The organism is Devosia alba (assembly GCF_039938915.1).
In the GTDB taxonomy this organism is placed as follows: domain Bacteria; phylum Pseudomonadota; class Alphaproteobacteria; order Rhizobiales; family Devosiaceae; genus Devosia; species Devosia alba.
In genome coordinates, this window is the sequence record NZ_JBDUUI010000008.1 from 70690 (window position 1) to 87152 (window position 16463).

At 62.0% G+C, this 16463-nt stretch carries 16 protein-coding genes; 3 read left to right on the forward strand and 13 right to left on the reverse strand.

From position 1 onward, the window contains the following. Positions 1-17: 17 nt before the first annotated feature. From ABFY71_RS12745 to ABFY71_RS12785, 9 genes are all read right to left on the reverse strand, one after another. The gene (locus tag ABFY71_RS12745) at positions 18-2384 is read right to left on the reverse strand and encodes an aldehyde dehydrogenase family protein (RefSeq protein ID WP_347946378.1); all 2367 of its coding nucleotides are present in this window, start codon (positions 2382-2384) and stop codon (positions 18-20) included. Positions 2385-2553: 169 nt separating this feature from the next. Continuing rightward, positions 2554-3543 carry a deoxyribose-phosphate aldolase gene (gene deoC / locus ABFY71_RS12750; protein WP_347946379.1) on the reverse strand — a complete coding sequence of 330 codons (990 nt, stop codon included), beginning with the start codon at positions 3541-3543 and terminating at the stop codon, positions 2554-2556. Continuing rightward, complete coding sequence (locus ABFY71_RS12755; protein WP_347946380.1) at positions 3540-4334, reverse strand: purine-nucleoside phosphorylase; 795 nt, start codon at positions 4332-4334, stop codon at positions 3540-3542. Before ABFY71_RS12755 ends, deoC begins: the two co-directional genes overlap by 4 nt. After that, on the reverse strand, positions 4331-4741 hold the full coding sequence (locus tag ABFY71_RS12760) for a cytidine deaminase (RefSeq protein WP_305579245.1): 411 nt from the start codon (positions 4739-4741) through the stop codon (positions 4331-4333). Before ABFY71_RS12760 ends, ABFY71_RS12755 begins: the two co-directional genes overlap by 4 nt. 25 nt (positions 4742-4766) lie before the next feature. Next, entirely contained in the window at positions 4767-5732 is a 966-nt protein-coding gene (locus ABFY71_RS12765; protein WP_347946382.1) for an ABC transporter permease, read from the reverse strand. 3 nt (positions 5733-5735) lie between these two features. Further along, a complete protein-coding gene (locus tag ABFY71_RS12770) occupies positions 5736-6866 on the reverse strand; it encodes an ABC transporter permease (RefSeq protein ID WP_347946383.1) in 1131 nt (376 codons plus the stop codon). Then, on the reverse strand, positions 6863-8458 hold the full coding sequence (locus ABFY71_RS12775) for an ABC transporter ATP-binding protein (RefSeq protein ID WP_347946384.1): 1596 nt from the start codon (positions 8456-8458) through the stop codon (positions 6863-6865). The genes ABFY71_RS12770 and ABFY71_RS12775 overlap by 4 nt, the downstream gene beginning before the upstream one ends. 8 nt (positions 8459-8466) lie before the next feature. Next, the gene (locus ABFY71_RS12780; RefSeq protein WP_347946386.1) at positions 8467-9471 is read right to left on the reverse strand and encodes a BMP family lipoprotein; all 1005 of its coding nucleotides are present in this window, start codon (positions 9469-9471) and stop codon (positions 8467-8469) included. 356 nt (positions 9472-9827) lie between these two features. After that, the gene (locus ABFY71_RS12785; protein WP_347946387.1) at positions 9828-10301 is read right to left on the reverse strand and encodes an SRPBCC family protein; all 474 of its coding nucleotides are present in this window, start codon (positions 10299-10301) and stop codon (positions 9828-9830) included. 236 nt (positions 10302-10537) lie between these two features. Here ABFY71_RS12785 and ABFY71_RS12790 point away from each other — a divergent pair, with 236 nt between their 5' ends. Genes ABFY71_RS12790 through ABFY71_RS12800 form a run of 3 tightly spaced genes read left to right on the forward strand, consistent with a single transcriptional unit; the run spans position 10538 to position 14280 of the window. Beyond that, positions 10538-11764: a cell surface protein gene (locus ABFY71_RS12790; protein WP_431021534.1), complete on the forward strand. Its 1227-nt coding sequence runs from the start codon at positions 10538-10540 to the stop codon at positions 11762-11764. Positions 11765-11795: 31 nt separating this feature from the next. Then, positions 11796-12734, forward strand: a complete 939-nt coding sequence (locus ABFY71_RS12795) for a DUF6384 family protein (RefSeq protein WP_347946388.1) — start codon at positions 11796-11798, stop codon at positions 12732-12734. A gap of 4 nt (positions 12735-12738) precedes the next feature. Further along, positions 12739-14280 (forward strand): coiled-coil domain-containing protein, encoded by a 1542-nt coding sequence (locus ABFY71_RS12800; protein WP_347946390.1) that lies wholly within the window; start codon positions 12739-12741, stop codon positions 14278-14280. A 65-nt stretch (positions 14281-14345) separates the two neighbouring features. Here the strand turns inward: ABFY71_RS12800 and ABFY71_RS12805 are convergent, their stop codons facing one another. From ABFY71_RS12805 to ABFY71_RS12820, 4 genes are all read right to left on the reverse strand, one after another. Beyond that, positions 14346-14744 (reverse strand): VOC family protein, encoded by a 399-nt coding sequence (locus tag ABFY71_RS12805; RefSeq protein ID WP_305582891.1) that lies wholly within the window; start codon positions 14742-14744, stop codon positions 14346-14348. 131 nt (positions 14745-14875) lie between these two features. After that, the gene (locus ABFY71_RS12810) at positions 14876-15463 is read right to left on the reverse strand and encodes an SCO family protein (protein ID WP_347946528.1); all 588 of its coding nucleotides are present in this window, start codon (positions 15461-15463) and stop codon (positions 14876-14878) included. 5 nt (positions 15464-15468) lie between these two features. After that, positions 15469-15990: a copper chaperone PCu(A)C gene (locus tag ABFY71_RS12815; protein ID WP_347946391.1), complete on the reverse strand. Its 522-nt coding sequence runs from the start codon at positions 15988-15990 to the stop codon at positions 15469-15471. Positions 15991-16044: 54 nt separating this feature from the next. Then, on the reverse strand, positions 16045-16434 hold the full coding sequence (locus ABFY71_RS12820) for a hypothetical protein (RefSeq protein ID WP_347946392.1): 390 nt from the start codon (positions 16432-16434) through the stop codon (positions 16045-16047). Between the last annotated feature and the right edge of the window lie 29 nt (positions 16435-16463).

Sequence of the window (16463 nt, forward strand, 5' to 3'; positions counted from 1 at the left end):
CGGCCAGGGTATCCGGGTCAGGCTCCGTACGGAATCCAGACGTTCTTGACCTGGGTGGCCTTGGCCAGAAAATAGTCACCCTCGAAACGACGGTTGGACAGATCGAACTCCAGGCCACGGCTGGTCCAGGTCTGCTTGAGATTGCTGGTTGAGGCCTTCTCAACCATGGCCGATGCGTCGGCGCTGCCGACAAACCACAGGCCGTCCACACCATCATGCTCGGCCAGGGTCTTGGCCAGCGCCACGCTATCGCCGGTGACGATATTGATCACGCCATTGGGCACATCGGAGGTTTCGATGACCTGATAGAGATCGGTCAACGAAAGCGGCGACGTGCCTGAAGGCACCAGCACCACAGGATTTCCCATCGCCAGCGCAGGCGCCAGCAGCGCGATCGAGCCCAGCAGTGGTCGCGCGTTTGGCGCAACAATGCCGATGACGCCGAGCGGCTCAATCATGGCGGCGGCGACGGCGCGCAGCGGCGGGTTGTGCACAGCGCCATCATATTTATCGGCCCAGCCGGCAAAGGCGAACAGGCGCTCGACCGATAGCGCGACTTCCTCGGTGCCGTCCTCGCCGGTCTGCAGCTTGAGGCGGGCGGCGAATTCGTCGCGGCGATAGTCAAGGTTTTCGGCGAGGAAGTAGAGAATTTGGGCGCGGGTATGCGCCGGGGTAGTCGACCAGCCGAGCGCAGCGCGCGCCGCTTCCACGGCGTTGCGAATATCCTTGCGATTGCCGTCACCAACCTCGCCAATCAACTTGCCGGAAGGGTCGAGTACGGCGCGCGAATAGCCGCTATCGGGTCGCGCCTGCTTGCCGCCGATATACATCTTGGCGGTCTGGTCGAGATGGCCCGTATCGAGCGGGTTGCCGGCTCGGGGCTCCACCGCTTTGGCAACAGGCACCGCTTTGAGCTCTTTCTCCCAGGCTGGCTTGAGATAGGCACTCATGCCCTCGCGGCCACCTTCGCGGCCATAGCCGGATTCCTTGTATCCACCAAAGCCCACGGCGGCATCGAAATTATTGGTGCCGTTGATCCAGACCACGCCCGCCTTGATCTGGGGGGCGATATCGAGGGCGAGATTGATGTTCTCGCTCCAGATCGTGGCGGCCAGGCCATATTTGGTATTGTTGGCCAGTTGCACGGCCTCTTCGGGTGTGCGGAAGCTCATGGCGACCAGAACCGGCCCAAAGATCTCCTCGGCTACCAGCGTATTGGCGGGCGAGACATTGGTCACCAGAGCCGGCTTGAGGAAGCAGCCGCGGGACGGCAACTGTCCATCGGGCTCATAGATATCAGCGCCCTCGGCAACGCCGCGCTTCATCAAGTCCTTGATGCGCTCGACCTGCACGGGCGCAATCATGGCGCCGATGTCGATGGATTTATCCAGCGGATCGCCGACGCGCAGGCTTGCCATGCGCTTTTTGAGCTTGGTGATGAAGCGGGCCTCAATGCTCTCCTGCACCAAGAGGCGCGAGCCGGCGCAGCAGACCTGGCCCTGGTTGAACCAGATGGCGTCGATCAGCCCTTCGATGGCGCTGTCGATATCGGCATCTTCGAAGACGATGTAGGGCGACTTGCCGCCCAGCTCGAGGCTGAGCCCCTTGCCCGACCCGGCGGTGACGGCGCGGATCGCCTTGCCCACTTCGGTCGAGCCGGTGAAGGCAATCTTGTCGATGCCGGCATGGGCGGTAATGGCCTGGCCTGTGCCGCCCTCCCCGGTCACGATATTGACCACGCCCTTGGGCAGACCGACCCGTTCGCAGATTTCGGCAAACAACAGCGCGGTCAGCGAGGTGAATTCGGCGGGCTTGAGGATCACCGTATTGCCGGCGGCCAGCGCCGGGGCGATCTTCCAGGCCAGCATCAGCAAGGGAAAGTTCCACGGGATGATCTGGCCGCAGACGCCATAGGGCACCGCGTCGGGAAATTCGCGGCTCAGGTGCTGGGCCCAGCCGGCATGATGATAGAAATGGCGGGCGACCAGCGGAATATCGATATCGCGGCTTTCGCGGATCGGTTTGCCATTGTCCAGGGTTTCGAGCACCGCAAACAAGCGGGCATGCTTCTGGATGGCGCGCGCGATGGCATAGAGATATTTGCCACGCTCATAGCCCGACAGGGCGCTCCAGCCCTTGAACGCCGCCCGTGCCGCCTTGACCGCAGCGTTGACGTCGTCCTCGCTACCCATGCTGATCTGGGCGAGGCTCTCGCCGGTGGCCGGATTGTCCGAGGAGAAAGTCTTGCCGGGCCTGGTCCATTTGCCGTCGATGAAATGACCAAACTTGCGGTCATGGGCATCGAGCCAGGCATTGGCCTGCTCGGGTCCTTCAGGCGCCGGACCGTAATCGAGGGTTTCAAAGATGCGCGCGATCTCGTTCATGGATGGCCTCCTTTAGAGTGCCGATAGTTCTGTGCTGGGGCCTTGCGACCCACTCCTGTCCCCTCCCCTCAAGGGGGAGACCCTCCCAATCAGTCATCATCCCCCAGTCACCGAGTGTGCAGCGCTGTCGCCTCCCCCTTGAGGGAGGGCCGGGGTGGGGCCGGCAAATTCACACCATGGGCTGCCGATAATCGGCCGCGTAGTGCCCGGTCAGTCCATGCTCGATCTGCCGCTCGATATCGGTGAGCAGGCTCGAGGCGCCGAAGCGGAACAGATGCGGCTGCAACCAGCCAGTGCCCAGTTCCTCCTTCATCAGCGCCATGTAGTTGAGTGCATCCTTGCTCCTGGAAATACCGCCGGCCGGCTTGTAGCCGATCTCGATGCCGGTCTCTTCGGCAAACCAGCGGATCATGCGGATCATGGTCAGGCTGGTGACCAGATTGGCATTGACCTTTTCCTTGCCGGTGGAGGTCTTGATGAAATCGGCGCCAGCCATCATGCAGACCAGGCTCGCCTTGGCGACATTGGTCTGGGTGGCCAGTTCGCCGGTGCCCAGAATAGTCTTGATGTGGGCGTCGCCGCAGGCCTTGCGGAAGGCGCGGACCTGATCGTACAGACCCTGCCAATCATTGCGCAGCACCATGCCGCGCTCGATGACGATGTCAATTTCGGCCGCCCCGTCGGCGACCGACATCTCGATCTCCTTGAGCCTGGTTTCGAGCGGCGCCAGGCCATGCGGAAAACCCGTCGAGACAGCGGCCACCGGGATGCCCGAGCCATCAAGCGCCTCGACAGCGGTTTTGACAAAGCGGTGATAAACGCAGACGGCGCCCGGCAGGATGCGCAGGTCGGGGACATCGAGCCGGTCAAGAATATCCTGGCGCAGCGGGTGGCGTGCCTTGGCACATAGCCGCTCGACGCGACCGTCAGTATCGTCGGAATTGAGTGTGGTCAGGTCGATCAGCGTGATGGCCTTGAGCAGCCAGGCCAGCTGGTAGTCCTTCTTGACGGTGCGGCGCGCGCCAATCGAGGCGGCGCGGCGCTCCAGCGCCGAACGGTTCATGCGGACGCGTTCGACCCAATCGAGATCGAGCGGAAAACCGGGATTGCGCTTGTGCGGGCTCTGCGGCTGGCTGTTGTCAACGACGCGCAGACTCATAACTCCTCCACCAGCGCCGGGATCAGCCGTTTCAGCTTCCCGGCGCCCTTAACCGCCATGATCTTGGTGTGCTCATGGCTGATGTTTTCGCTCGACAGGCCCGCGCCCATATTGGTGATGGACGAGCAGGCCCATACTTTCATTCCCAGGAAACGCCCGAGAATGACTTCGGGTGCGGTCGACATGCCCACGGCGTTGGCGCCCAGGTGGATCGCCATCTGGATTTCGGCCACCGTCTCAAAGCTCGGGCCGGAATACCACAGATAGATGCCTTCGCCGAGCTTGATATCAAGGCGCCCGGCCAGGGCATGCGCCTTGTCCCGCAGCTCAGGGTCATAGCAATTGACCATGTTCACAAAGCGGCGGTCGGTCGGCTCGCCGATCAGCGGGTTCATGCCGGCATAGTTGATATGATCGCTGAGCAGCATCAAATCGCCGGGCTGAAACCGCGCATCAAGGGACCCAGCCGAATTGGTCAGCAGCAGGGTCTTTGCGCCCAGATCGGCCATGGCCTCGAGCGCCGGCCGCATGGCGGCAGCATTGCCGTGTTCGTAATAGTGTTCGCGACCGGTCAGAACCGCAATCCGCTTGCCGCCCAGCATGCCGATCAGCAGATCGCGGCCATGGCCGGAGACGCCGCCGCCGGGAAAGCCCTTCAGCTCGGAATAGGGGATGGTAATCTTGTCGGCCAGCAGGTCACCGATGGCTGACAGCCCGGAACCCAGCACGATGGCGGCATCGATTGGTTGCTTGCCGGCGATCTTGTGGATGGTCTTGGACGCCTTGGTCATTTGGCAAGATACTCCGGTCCAAAACTATACGGCAGTAGAAAATCGAGGGTTCGGATCAGCGGCTCACCATCGACACCGTGCGAGATCACCTCAATGTCGAGATCGGCAAATTCGCGGATGCGCTGGCGGCAGCCGCCGCAAGGAGTGACGGGTGCGGTGCCCGGCCCCGTGACATAAATTCGGGTGATGCGCTTTCCACCACCAGCAATCATCGCCGCGATGGCCGAAGCCTCGGCGCAATTGCCCTGCGGATAGGCGGCGTTTTCAATGTTGCAGCCGGCATAGATCTTGCCGTCATCGGCCAGGATGGCGGCGCCGACATTGAAGCCGGAATAGGGTGCATAGGCTTTGGCCCGAATAGCTTCAGCGGCCTCGAACAGGGCCTGATCGGTCGGCGTTTTTGACATGTTTCGTCCTTTGCGCCAGGTGCGGCTAGCGCTCCTTGGTATAGGGAATGCCGCCGGCCTTGGGTCCCACGGCCTTGCCGATGAACCCGGCCAGCAGCACGACAGTGAGCACATAGGGTAGCGCCTGAATGGCCTGCACCGGAACTTCGATGTCGAAAACCCGCGCGCCCTGCAGTCGGATCTGCGCCGCGTCGAGAAAACCGAACAGCAGGCAGGTGAACATGGCGGGCAGTGGCTTCCATTTGGCAAAAATCAGCGCCGCCAGGGCGATGAAGCCCTTGCCAGCCGTCATGTTGTTGCCGAAGCCCGAGCCCTGCGCGATGGAGAAATAGGCCCCGGCCAGACCGCACAGCAGGCCGGTAATGATGACCGCCTGATAGCGCAATTTATTGACCGAGATACCGGCAGTGTCGACAGCCTTGGGGTTTTCGCCCACGGCGCGCAGCCGCAGCCCGAACCGCGTGCGATACAGCACATAGGCGGTGACCGGGACCATGATGAAGGCGACATAGACCAGAATATAGTGGCCCGAGATCAGCTCGGCGTAGATCGGGCCGAGAATGGGGATACCGGAAAGCTCATGGGCAAAAGGCAGGTCAATGGTGCTGAAACGACCGTTCGGCCCCAGGGCCGGCGTGCGTCCGCCCTGATGGAACCATTGCTGGCCGAGAAAGGTGCACAGACCCGCCGCCAGCATGTTGATGGCGACGCCGGCAATCAGCTGGTTGCCCTTGAGCGAGATCGCGGCGGCACCCTGGAGCAATGCCGTCGCCACTGATACGCCAATGCCGGCCAGCAGGCCGAGCCAGGCTGATCCGGTAACGGCAGCCACGGCGCCCGCACCAAAAGCGGCCGCCAGCATCTTGCCTTCAAGCCCGATATCAAACACCCCGGCTCGCTCCGAATAGAGCCCGGCCAGACACGCCAGCAGCAGCGGCGTGGACAGCCGCAGCGTGGCGTCGAGAATGGAAATAATGGCTGCAGCATCCATGTCTCAGTTCTCCGTCTTGACGGTAGAGACAGCGACGGCTTCGGCCTTCTGCTCTGGCGAAAACAACATGAAGCTGCGCTGCAGACCAGGTCGGAACAGACCCTCCATCGCCCCGGTGAACAGGATCACCAATGCCTGGATGATCACCACCACGGTGCGGTCGAGGCCGGAGATTACATATTGCAACTCATTGCCACCCTGATACAGCGCGCCGAACAGCAAGGCTGCCAGCCCGATGCCAATGGGATGGTTGCGCCCCATCAGCGCCACGGCAATGCCGACAAAACCGGCGTCGGCAACGAAGTCGAGCACCAGCCGGTTCTGCACCCCCAGCACTTCATTGAAGGCCACCAGGCCCGCCAGCGCGCCCGACAGGGTCATGGTGATGATGATCATGCGGGAGTTGGAAATGCCGGCATAGCGGGCGGCCGTCGGGTTCTGGCCCATGACGCGCAGGGCGTAGCCGAATTTGGTATGCCAGATCAGGATATAGACCCCGACCAGCGCCAGGATGGCGATGAAAATTGAAATATTGACCGGGGTATAATTGAAGGGCGCAAAGAAGCTGCCCAGCTTGGGCATGCGACCGCTTTCGGCGATCATGGCCGATTCCGGCCCCGAGACCCCGGCGGGCTTGAGCACGCGGTTGAGCATGTAGATCATCAGCGCCGAGGCGATGAAATTGAACATGATGGTGGTGATAACCACGTGGCTGCCGCGCTTGGCCTGCAGATAGCCGGGAATGAACGCCCAGGCGCCGCCAAATACCGCTGCGGCAACCAGCGCTGCCGGGGCGACGATCAGCCAATGGGTATCCTGCAGGGCCAGGGCAACCAGAATGACCCCCAGACCGGCCACATAGGCCTGGCCGTTGCCGCCGATATTGAACAGGCCGCCATGGGCCGCCAGCGCAACGGCGAGGCCGGTGAACACGAAATTGGTGGCATAATACAGCGTATAGCCGATGTTGTAGCCGCTGCCGAAGGCGCCGGTGATGACGGCCCAGATGGCCATGAACGGATTTTGCCCGATCATCAGCACCACGAGACCCGAGACCAGGATGGCCAGTGACAGGTTGAGCAGGGGCAGCAGGGCCACATCGGCCCAGCGCGGTAGGGGTTTGAGCGCGCTCAAGTGGTGGACCTTTCCTCGACGACGCCGGCCATCATCAGACCCAACTGGCCCTCGGTGGCGGTGGCCGGGTCGGCCTCCCCCACGATCTGGCCGTCGAACATCACCAGGATACGGTCAGCAAGCGAGCGTATTTCGTCAAGTTCGACCGAGACGAGCAGAATAGCCTTGCCCGCATCGCGCATCTTGATGATCTGGTTGTGAATGAATTCGATGGCGCCGATATCGACGCCACGCGTCGGTTGGCCCACCACCAGCACTTCGGGGTCGCGGTCCATTTCGCGCGCCAGCACGATTTTTTGTTGATTGCCGCCCGAAAACAGCGCGGTTTTCAGATTGATGTCGGCTGGCCGCACGTCGAATCTCTCGATCTGCTCGGCTGCCTTGGCTTTGGCGGCGGCAATATCGAGAATGGGACCGGCGCCGTATTCGGGCCGGGTCGAATAGCCCAGAATGGCGTTTTCCCATTCGGAGAAATCGGTGACCAGTCCCATGCGCTGGCGATCCTCGGGCACATGGGCAAGGCCCGCCATACGTGCCCTGGCGGCGCCATCATCGCCTTTGAGCGAGAGCGCCTGGCCGTTGAGGATGACCTGACCGCCGTGCTGGTCGCGCATGCCGGTCACGGCTTCGAGCAGTTCGGACTGGCCATTGCCGGAAACCCCGGCAATGCCAACGATCTCGCCAGCCCGCACCGAAAAGCTGATATTCTTGACGCGGGTAATACCCATGTCGTCCTTGACCACGAGATCCTTGACCTCGAGCCGTTTTTCGCCCGGCGTGGCTGGCCCCTTGCTGACATCGAGCAGGACGTGGCGACCGACCATGAGTTCGGCAATCTCTTCGGCATTGGTCTCGGCGGTCTTGAGCGTGGCCACCATCTCGCCCTGCCGCATCACCGAAACCGCATCGGTGATCGCCATGATCTCTCGCAGCTTGTGGGTGATCATGATCACCGTCTTGCCCTGTTCGCGCAGGGTGCGCAGCACGCGGAACAGATCGTCGGCCTCCTTGGGCGTCAGCACGCCGGTGGGCTCGTCCAGAATGAGGATTTCAGCGCCGCGATACAGTGCCTTGAGAATTTCGACGCGCTGCTGCTGGCCGACCGAGATTTCCTCGATAAGGGCGTCCGGGTCCACTTCCAGCTCGTATTCGCGCTCCAGCCGATCGAGTTCGCTGCGCGCCCGATCCAGGCTGGTCCGGATGAATCCGGAATCCTCGGCGCCCAGCACGACGTTTTCGAGGACGGAGAAATTGTCGACCAGCATGAAATGCTGGTGCACCATGCCGATACCCAGCGCCAGCGCATGGCGGCTGTCGGTAATGGCCTGGCGGGTGCCGTTGACGCGGATCGTGCCGCTGTCAGCGGTGTAGAACCCATAAAGAATGGACATCAGGGTGGATTTGCCGGCCCCGTTTTCCCCGACGATTCCGTGGATGGTGCCGCGTCCGACCTTGAGATCGATATCCTTGTTCGCCTGAACGGCGCCAAAGCGCTTGTTGATTTGTTCAAGCTCGATCGCCCAGCCGCTGGCTGGGGCCGAAGCAGCGGCCGTTTCCGGCCGCTGCTTGATGGGTGGGGGTGTGTCGCTCATCTGGCCGCTTACAGCGGGCAGGACGAATCGGATTCATAATCGTGGACGACAATCTCGCCCGACAGGACCTTGGCCTTGAGAGCCTCGACCTGGGCGATCATGTCTTCGGTGATCAGATCCTTGTTGTGCTCATCAAGAGCGTAGCCAACAAAGTCGCCTTCCAGGCCCAGATCGATCTTGCCTGGCTTGAACGTGACGTCATCGCCGGCATTGGTGAAGGCTTCGATGACCGCGTTATCAACACGCTTTTCCATCGAGGTCAGCACCGAACCAGGATGCAGATAGTTCTGGTTGCTATCGACGCCGATGCCGAACTTGCCGTTGTCAGCCATGGTCTGCAACACGCCCAGGCCCGAACCACCGGCGGCAGCAAAGACCACCTCGGCGCCCTGATCGATGGCGGCCTTGGCCAATTCACCGGCAGTCACGGGATCATTCCAGGCTGCGGGCGTGGTGCCCGTGTAGTTTTCAATCAGCTTTGCTTCGGGATCGACAGAGCGAACACCCTGCGCATAGCCGCAATAGAAACGATGGATCAGCGGCACGTCCATGCCCCCGATAAAGCCGAAGGTCCCGGCGTCGGACTTCATGGCAGCCAGGGCACCCACGAGGAATGAACCAGTATGCTCATCAAAGCGGATGGACTGCACATTGGGCGCATCCACCACCGCATCAATCACCACGAAGTTGGTGTCGGGGAACTCAGCCGCCAGCGGCCCCAGCACCGATTCCCACATAAAGCTCATCACCACGATCGGGTTGGCACCCTGGCTGGCGAAACGGCGCAGAGCCTGCTCGCGCTGGGCATCGTTCTGCAGTTCGAGGTCGATGTAGTTGCCGCCGGTCTCGGCCTTCCATTTTTCGGCGCCGTTATAGGCCGCTTCGTTGAACGATTTGTCGAACTTGCCGCCGAGGTCATAGATCAGTGCAGGATCGGCAAGGGCGGCACCTGTGAGAACCGCGCTCAGCGCAACGCTGCTGGCAAGGGCCTTGGTAAAGGTGGTGAATTTCATTGAGTTCGTCTCCCTGTCTGACACGCTTGCGCTGGCCGTTGGCTGCAGCGGATGCTCGGCGTGCACTATCAGTCGATACAATCGTGCAAATCGGCAGCTTGCAAGATGCAATTGATGATATTTTTCCGGTTGGTCAAAATTTGACCATCAGGCCGCTGACCACGCACCCGTCAGCCAGGCTGACAGCACAGCCCGAGCACTGCATTGCAACTGCCTGCAGCCGAAGATCGATACCGGGGTCGGAAACGGCCTGGCGCTGATTACCAGCGAGCCGTTGGCAAGGGGAACGACGTGTTCCCAGGCGCCGTCCTGCCGGCGTGACAACCGAAATCATGCAAGCCAATCAACAGGTTAGGTCACCTGGGCTCGTCGACGGGCAAGGGCGTCACCTGGGCATCCATGGCCGCGCCAAAACGCTCGAAAAAGCCATCGATGATCTTCTGCGCCGAATTGCCGATGATCGCTTTGCCCAGCTTGGTGATCTGACCGGAGGCGCCGCCCCGCGCAGCAAAGACCAGCAGGGTGTGTTCACCATGATCGGACAGAATGATATCGGCTGCGCCTTCAGCCAGTCCCAGCAGTCCGCCCCTGCCCCGGCCCGTGAGCGTATAGCGCTCGGCCGGGACGATATCGGTCAGCGCCAGATCGCCTTTGAAGATGGGATGGACGACGCCAAGATTGACCTTGATCTCGAGATCCAGTGTATCGGCCCCCGACCAGACGATCTTGTGGCAGCCCGGAATGGCGGCTTTCAGCATGGCGGTGTCATTGAGCGCGGCCCATACCGCGACCCGCGGCGCTGCCATCAGATAGCGTCCACCAAAATCCATCAGCGGCTCCCCTCGCGCCGGTGCTGGGACCCGGCCCTATTGTGGCCGCGATGCCAAGGGAAACAGCTAGGTGTCATAGGGGTGCTCCGGCTCTTTACGTGCGGCTTTTTCGCACCAATATGTCTAAATAGTTGTCGGGGCGAGCAGTTGCAATTGTCACGCAGCGGCACACCAGCGATCAATAGCACGACGACAGGCATTTGCCGGCTCGTCTGGATAGGATGAGGAGCGATAAAATGGCTAATGACGGGTCGACGACATCAACGGCTTCAGTTGCACCCGCTGCCATGGGGGCGGAAAAGCCGCTGCAGTATCTGGACAAGGCAGTCAACGCCATTCGTGACCTGGGCATCTGGCCCGAACAGCAGGGTGAAGCCCCGATTACGGGCCTGCTGGAGAAAATTACCGAGCTGGACGAAACCCGCGTGTTGCTGATCGGGCGGACGCTGAGCCAGGCGAGTGCCTTCAATGAGGTGGTGCGCGAGCAGATTGCCGCCATGCAGATCGGCGAGCGCTACGAGGACATCACCAAGGGCTTTGATTCCATCCGCGACGACGCCAAGGGCATGGTCGACCAGTTGGCAGACAACAAGCTCGACCTGCTCGAGCGGGCGTCCAATGTATGGATGAAGGTCAGCCGCGGCGATATTGCCACACGCTTTGACAAGATCCGCGATACCTATCTGGAGGTCACGGCCGATACCAAGGACCAGATCGATCGCGAGCACACCATTCTGGAGGCCTATCGCGATTTCCGTGGTGCGCTCAAGCAGTCCGAGGTGATGGCGCTCGAAGTGCTGCACACCGCTGAACAGCGCCTGAAGGGTAAAAAGGACATCCTGCTGGCGGCATCGACCGCTGTGTCGTCCTTTTCCGGCAGTGTGCCGGCGGACCGGGCACGGCTGGAAATGGATCGCGACGAAAAGCTGCGCGACATGCAAAATGAGGAAGCGCGGTACCAGATCGCCAAGGATCTGTCGGACAATCTGACTATTTCCTACAACACATCCGAAGTGGTAATGGCGCGGCTGATGCAGACCACCAACGCCAAGGAACGCGTGTATCAGCAGTCGATCTCGTTCTTTTCGACCAATGAAACCGTGCTGACCGCACTGTCTGCCTCGTTTACCGGCATGTTTGGTTTGCACGAGTCCACCGCCACGCTGAATGCGATGAAGGAAGGGATGAGCAAGAGCCTCGAAACCCTTTCGGAAATCGGCGACAAGGTGACCGAGGAGGCCGTGCGGGCCGGTTATGGCCCAACCGTACGCGCCGATGCGGTCAAGAAGCTGGTGGATTCCGTGGTCAACTTCCAGGAGAAGAGCCGCACCATCATCAACGAGATGCGGGTGGCCTCGACCAAGAATTCCGAGGAAATCCGCGACGCAGTGGAAGATGGCAAGCGCCGGCTGGCGGCTTTGGCCGCCGAGGGCAATGCATTGCTGCTTGAGGGCAAGAACTGAGGGGACCGGCGGGCAAGGGCGGGCGGCAATAATGAGTGACGTGACAGCGCGGTCCGCTGCCCCCCTGGACGAAGTCATGCTGGCCATGGACGTGGTGGACACGCTGCGCCACCAGCAGGGTCTGGCCACGCGTGAACTCGATACCGATGCCAAGGAAGCGCAACTGATCGACAGGCTGCGCGACATTTACCATCAGCAGGGCATTGAGGTACCGGACCACATTCTCAGGGAGGGTGTGGTGGCTCTGCAGGAAAGCCGGTTTACCTATGATCCCCCGGCACCCAGCTTTGGGGTGACGCTGGCGCGACTCTATGTCGGACGCCAGCAATGGGGCAAGCCGGTATTGCTGATCGCTGCGGCCCTGGTGGCGCTGTTTGTTGGCTATTTCGGCGTGTGGCAGCCCTATCAGGCCGAACAGGCCCAACAGGCGCGGATTGAGCTGGCCGAAGGTCTGCCCGCGCAGATGGACAATCTGTACGATACGATTTTTGAAGAGACCAAGGTGCAGCAGGCGGTGCTGGATGCCGAAGCCATCCGCACGCGAGGCCAGACCTTTGCCGCTGAGGGCAACCGCCCGGCAGCCGAGGATGCGGTGGCGGACCTGACGGCGCTGCGCGATCTGATCCGGCAGGAATATACGCTGCGGGTGGTCAATCGCGCGGACGAGCAATCCGGCTTCTGGACCTTCCCGGAGATTAATACCGACGCTACCAACTACTATCTGGTGGTCGAGGCGCTCGATGCCGACGGGCAGACGCTCAGCCTGCCCATTCTCAACGAAGAGACTGGCGCGACCGAAACGGTCAGCATCTGGGGCGTGCGGGTTCCCGAAGCGGTCTATGACGCGGTGGTGGCGGACAAGCGCGAAGATGGCATCATCCAGAACAATGAAATCGGCCGGAAATCCTATGGATTCATCGAAGTAAACTACAATGTGCCGGTGTCCGGCGGGGCGGTAACGCGGTGGTAGAGTTATGAGCATTCGCGGCCCTGAGGCACTGGCGAGCCTGGACGAGGCGATGCGGGATATCCGCCGCGAGGAAGACGAGATTTCCAAACGGCTGGCCCGCGCCGCCGATCGCATCAGCAAGATCCGCGAGGGCGAGGCAGAACTGTTCCGGCAGCTCGCGCGGCTGCGCCTTGACCCGGCAATACAGGGCGAGCTGGACGGCGCCATTTCGACGGCCGAAACCAGGGCGCGGGCGCAGGTCAAGGCCCATGCCAAGGATTTGAGCAGGGCCGAGAGCGCGGTGGCCGAGATCGACGCCCGGCTCAGCCAGTTGACCACAGAGCGGGCCGCCGTCCTCAAGCAATACGAGACCCATCAGGCCGAACTCAGGGCCCTGGCCAACTCTCTTGGTGCGTCAATTGCCCGCGATCCAGCCTTTGCCGCCAAGCAGGAGCAGGCAGTGGCGCTAGCCGAAGTGGCCGCCCAATCCATGCGCAAGACCGAGCAGGCCGAGGCCGATCGGGAGGAAAAGGGCAAGCCTTACCGCGAGGATCGGCTGTTCATGTATCTTTGGGAGGCGGGCTACGGCACGGCCAACTACCGGGCCAACAATCTGGTGCGCTATCTTGATGGCCTGGTAGCCAAGCTGGTGGGCTTCCACAAGACGCGGCCAAATTTTGCCATGCTCAACGAAATTCCGCTGCGGTTGCGTGAACATGCCGAACGGCAGATCGCAATGGCCAAATCCGCCGAGGCCGAACTCGACGAGATGGAGACCGCAGCGATTGATGCGGCAGGCGGCAAGCCGATCCGCGACGCCATGAAAAGCGCCCAGCAGCAGCTCACCGATTTTGATGCTCAGATGTTGGCCACCGAGGATCAGCGCGACGAGGCCGCCAGAACCGTGGCGACGCTGTCACAGGGCCTCAACCCGGCCATTGAAGGCACGCTGGGGGAACTGGCCACCGCGCTCGAGCGTGAAGACATCCAGAGCTTGCTGGCCGATGCGCGTCGCACCCGCACCGGCCAGGACGACACCATCGTGGCGCAGATTGACGATGCACGGGCCCGCGCCAAGGAAGAAGAGCAGGAAACGCGCGAGCAGAAGGAGCGGCTCAAGACCCTGGCCGCCCGCCGACGCGAACTCGAAGATATCCAGTGGGAGTTCAAAAAACAGCACTTTGACGATCCACGCTCGACCTTTCGCGAGGAACGGCTGGTGGGCGATCTGCTCAACGACTTCCTGCGCGGCAGCATCACGGCAGCGTCCTATTGGGACAAGTGGCAGCGCAGCCAGAATTGGGGTGCGGGCACCAGCGATTGGGGCGGCGGGGTCGGCCTGCCCAATAATGGCCGGCAGCGCTCCAACACGCCTTGGCCCGAAGGTGGGGGCTTTAGCTGGCCGGACAACAGCTTCGGGGGCGGCGGCGGCAAGTCCAAGGGTGGCTTTGGCGGCGGTTTCGGACGTCCCTCCGGGGGGGCCACTGGCGGCGGCTTCTCGCGTCCCCGCACCGGATCGAGCGGCACGCGCAAGCATGGCGGCTTCAAGACGGGTGGCGGCTTTTAGGGCAGCGGCAGCAAGTGTTGGGGCTCCTGCCCCCGCACTATCAGCGCCGCCCCTCTATGGAGGGTTTAGTGCGCTGGTGGCTTGGCCATCAGTTCCCAGACATTGCCTTCGCTGTCCTCGAAATAGGCTGAATAACCCCATTCCGATTGCGTGCCTTCGGTGATGATGGCGCCGCCAGCAACGAGCACCCGGCGCAGGATATCGTCGACATCGGCCGGACTTGCGGCCTGGTGGCTGAGCACGAAGCCAGGTGTGCCGGCGATGGCGACCGGCTTGCCAGCGGTCTGGGCGATCTGCTCACGCGGGAACAGCACGAAGGAAAAGCCATCATCGAAGAAAAAGGCGATGTGGTCTTCGCCAGCGCCAATCTGGTCATCGCTGATATCAAACAGGGTGCGGTAAAAGGCAAAGGCGCGTTCGAGGTCGTCGACACCGATGGTGATGATGGATATCGAGGGCTGCACGGCACGCTCCTTGTGGCTGTTGCGCGCAACCTAGCCAGCATAGCCCGCCTCGTCACCCACCAGTTTGGCGCGGGCGCAGTTCTGTGGGGTGGGTGCCCGATCCGCAGCACTGCGAACCGGGCGGTTTGATCTCAGGATTTGGCCAGCAAATTCCTGAGCTTGCCGACCGCCGTCTCCTGATCCTCGCCATAGGAGATGGTGCCCTGGAACGCTCCCTTGTCGTCGAGCAGGAATACAAGCGCCGTGTGATCCATGGTGTAGCCACCATCGTCGAGCGGAACGCGTTGATAGTAGACCCCCCAGGACCCAGCGATCTTGGCGATCTCCTCGGGCGTGCCGGTAATGCCGGTGATGCGATCGCTGACCCAGCTGACATAGTCGCCCAACATTTCCGGCGTATCGCGCTCGGGGTCGATGGAGACGAAATAGGCCCGCAGGTCCTTGCCCTCATCGCCCAGCGCCTCGAACCAGCCGGCCATTTCGGCCATGGTGGTGGGACAGACTTCCGGGCAATGGGTGAAGCCGAAAAACAGCGCCGACGGGTGACCGATAAACAGGGTCTGATCGACGGCCTTGCCGTTCTGGTCGATCAGGCTGTAGGTCCCGGTGCCGAAGGGGGTGGCGCCCGGCGGCGACTGACGCAGCAGCAGGGCACCGACACCAGCTGTCAGCGCCAGGGCGACAACCGCGCCCCAGAGCCAAAGCCGAACCGTCTTGATGGCCACTATTTGGTGGCCGCAGCGGGCGCCGCGGTACCGTGACCCATTTCCATGGCGCCCTGCTCGGCCGATTTCGCCGCATTGCCCAGTACTGGCAGGGCCAGCTCGACCGAACCGGCCTTTTCGAACACCAGCGTCACCGGCACGGCTTCGCCTTCGACAAAGGCCTGATTGAGACCCATGAACATGATATGGAAGCCGCCGGGGGCCAGCGCCACGGTTGCACCGGCCGGAATTTCAAGACCGTCGGCCAGCTCGCGCATCTTCATGACATCGCCTTCCATGGCCATTTCATGGATTTGCACATCGCCGGCCACGGCGGAACTGGCGTCGATCAGACGATCGGCCTCAGCTCCCGTATTGGCGATGGTCAAAAAGCCCCCGCCGACGGGTGCGTTGGGCAGGGTGGCACGCGTGAAGGGCTGGGTGATGTTGAGCTCGCCGACATGGGTGGTCCCGTCATGGGCGAAGGCGGGCGTGACGAGCAGCAGAATGGCTGCAACAGCAGCGTGCAGAGTACGGATCATGGTGATGACTTTCGAAAGAGAAATGGATCTGAATGAGCCAGGGGCTCGGGGCAATCAGACCAATGCCGGTGGGCCACGGGGCCCCGACGGCGGGGCAATCGTCGCCGGACGAACCGTGACGCGCGCCACAGGACGCGGGGCGGCGAGCATGATAGCGCCCAGATCCAGCACCACGGCGTCAAGAGCCGGGCCCACGAGCGCGGACTTGCCGACACCGGTGACCGGGCATTTGCTGACCGGCGTTTCGCTGTCAGGGTCAGAATCGGAAGTCGAAAGGGACGAACACAGCACCCAACCGCTCTGCAGCGTCGAATAGCCCAGCTTTTCAAAGGCCAGCTGGCTGGCGCGGGCTTCGTGCAGCGGCGCCAGCAGGGTAAGCAGATAGATCGCCAGCACGGCCAGGGCCGTTCCGATCTCGCTGCTGATGCTGCGCGTGCTGTTCATGGTTCACTCATAGGGCGGCGGCGGATCGC

Bases quoted from the DNA above. Each gene is read 5' to 3' on its own strand.
- ABFY71_RS12745 (WP_347946378.1), bottom strand. From the start codon at position 2,384: ATGAACGAGATCGCGCGCATCTTTGAAACCCTCGATTACGGTCCGGCG.
- deoC (WP_347946379.1), bottom strand. From the start codon at position 3,543: ATGAGTCTGCGCGTCGTTGACAACAGCCAGCCGCAGAGCCCGCACAAG.
- ABFY71_RS12755 (WP_347946380.1), bottom strand. From the start codon at position 4,334: ATGACCAAGGCGTCCAAGACCATCCACAAGATCGCCGGCAAGCAACCA.
- ABFY71_RS12760 (WP_305579245.1), bottom strand. From the start codon at position 4,741: ATGTCAAAAACGCCGACCGATCAGGCCCTGTTCGAGGCCGCTGAAGCT.
- ABFY71_RS12765 (WP_347946382.1), bottom strand. From the start codon at position 5,732: ATGGATGCTGCAGCCATTATTTCCATTCTCGACGCCACGCTGCGGCTG.
- ABFY71_RS12775 (WP_347946384.1), bottom strand. From the start codon at position 8,458: ATGAGCGACACACCCCCACCCATCAAGCAGCGGCCGGAAACGGCCGCT.
- ABFY71_RS12780 (WP_347946386.1), bottom strand. From the start codon at position 9,471: ATGAAATTCACCACCTTTACCAAGGCCCTTGCCAGCAGCGTTGCGCTG.
- ABFY71_RS12785 (WP_347946387.1), bottom strand. From the start codon at position 10,301: ATGGATTTTGGTGGACGCTATCTGATGGCAGCGCCGCGGGTCGCGGTA.
- ABFY71_RS12790 (WP_431021534.1), top strand. From the start codon at position 10,538: ATGGCTAATGACGGGTCGACGACATCAACGGCTTCAGTTGCACCCGCT.
- ABFY71_RS12795 (WP_347946388.1), top strand. From the start codon at position 11,796: ATGAGTGACGTGACAGCGCGGTCCGCTGCCCCCCTGGACGAAGTCATG.
- ABFY71_RS12800 (WP_347946390.1), top strand. From the start codon at position 12,739: ATGAGCATTCGCGGCCCTGAGGCACTGGCGAGCCTGGACGAGGCGATG.
- ABFY71_RS12815 (WP_347946391.1), bottom strand. From the start codon at position 15,990: ATGATCCGTACTCTGCACGCTGCTGTTGCAGCCATTCTGCTGCTCGTC.
- ABFY71_RS12820 (WP_347946392.1), bottom strand. From the start codon at position 16,434: ATGAACAGCACGCGCAGCATCAGCAGCGAGATCGGAACGGCCCTGGCC.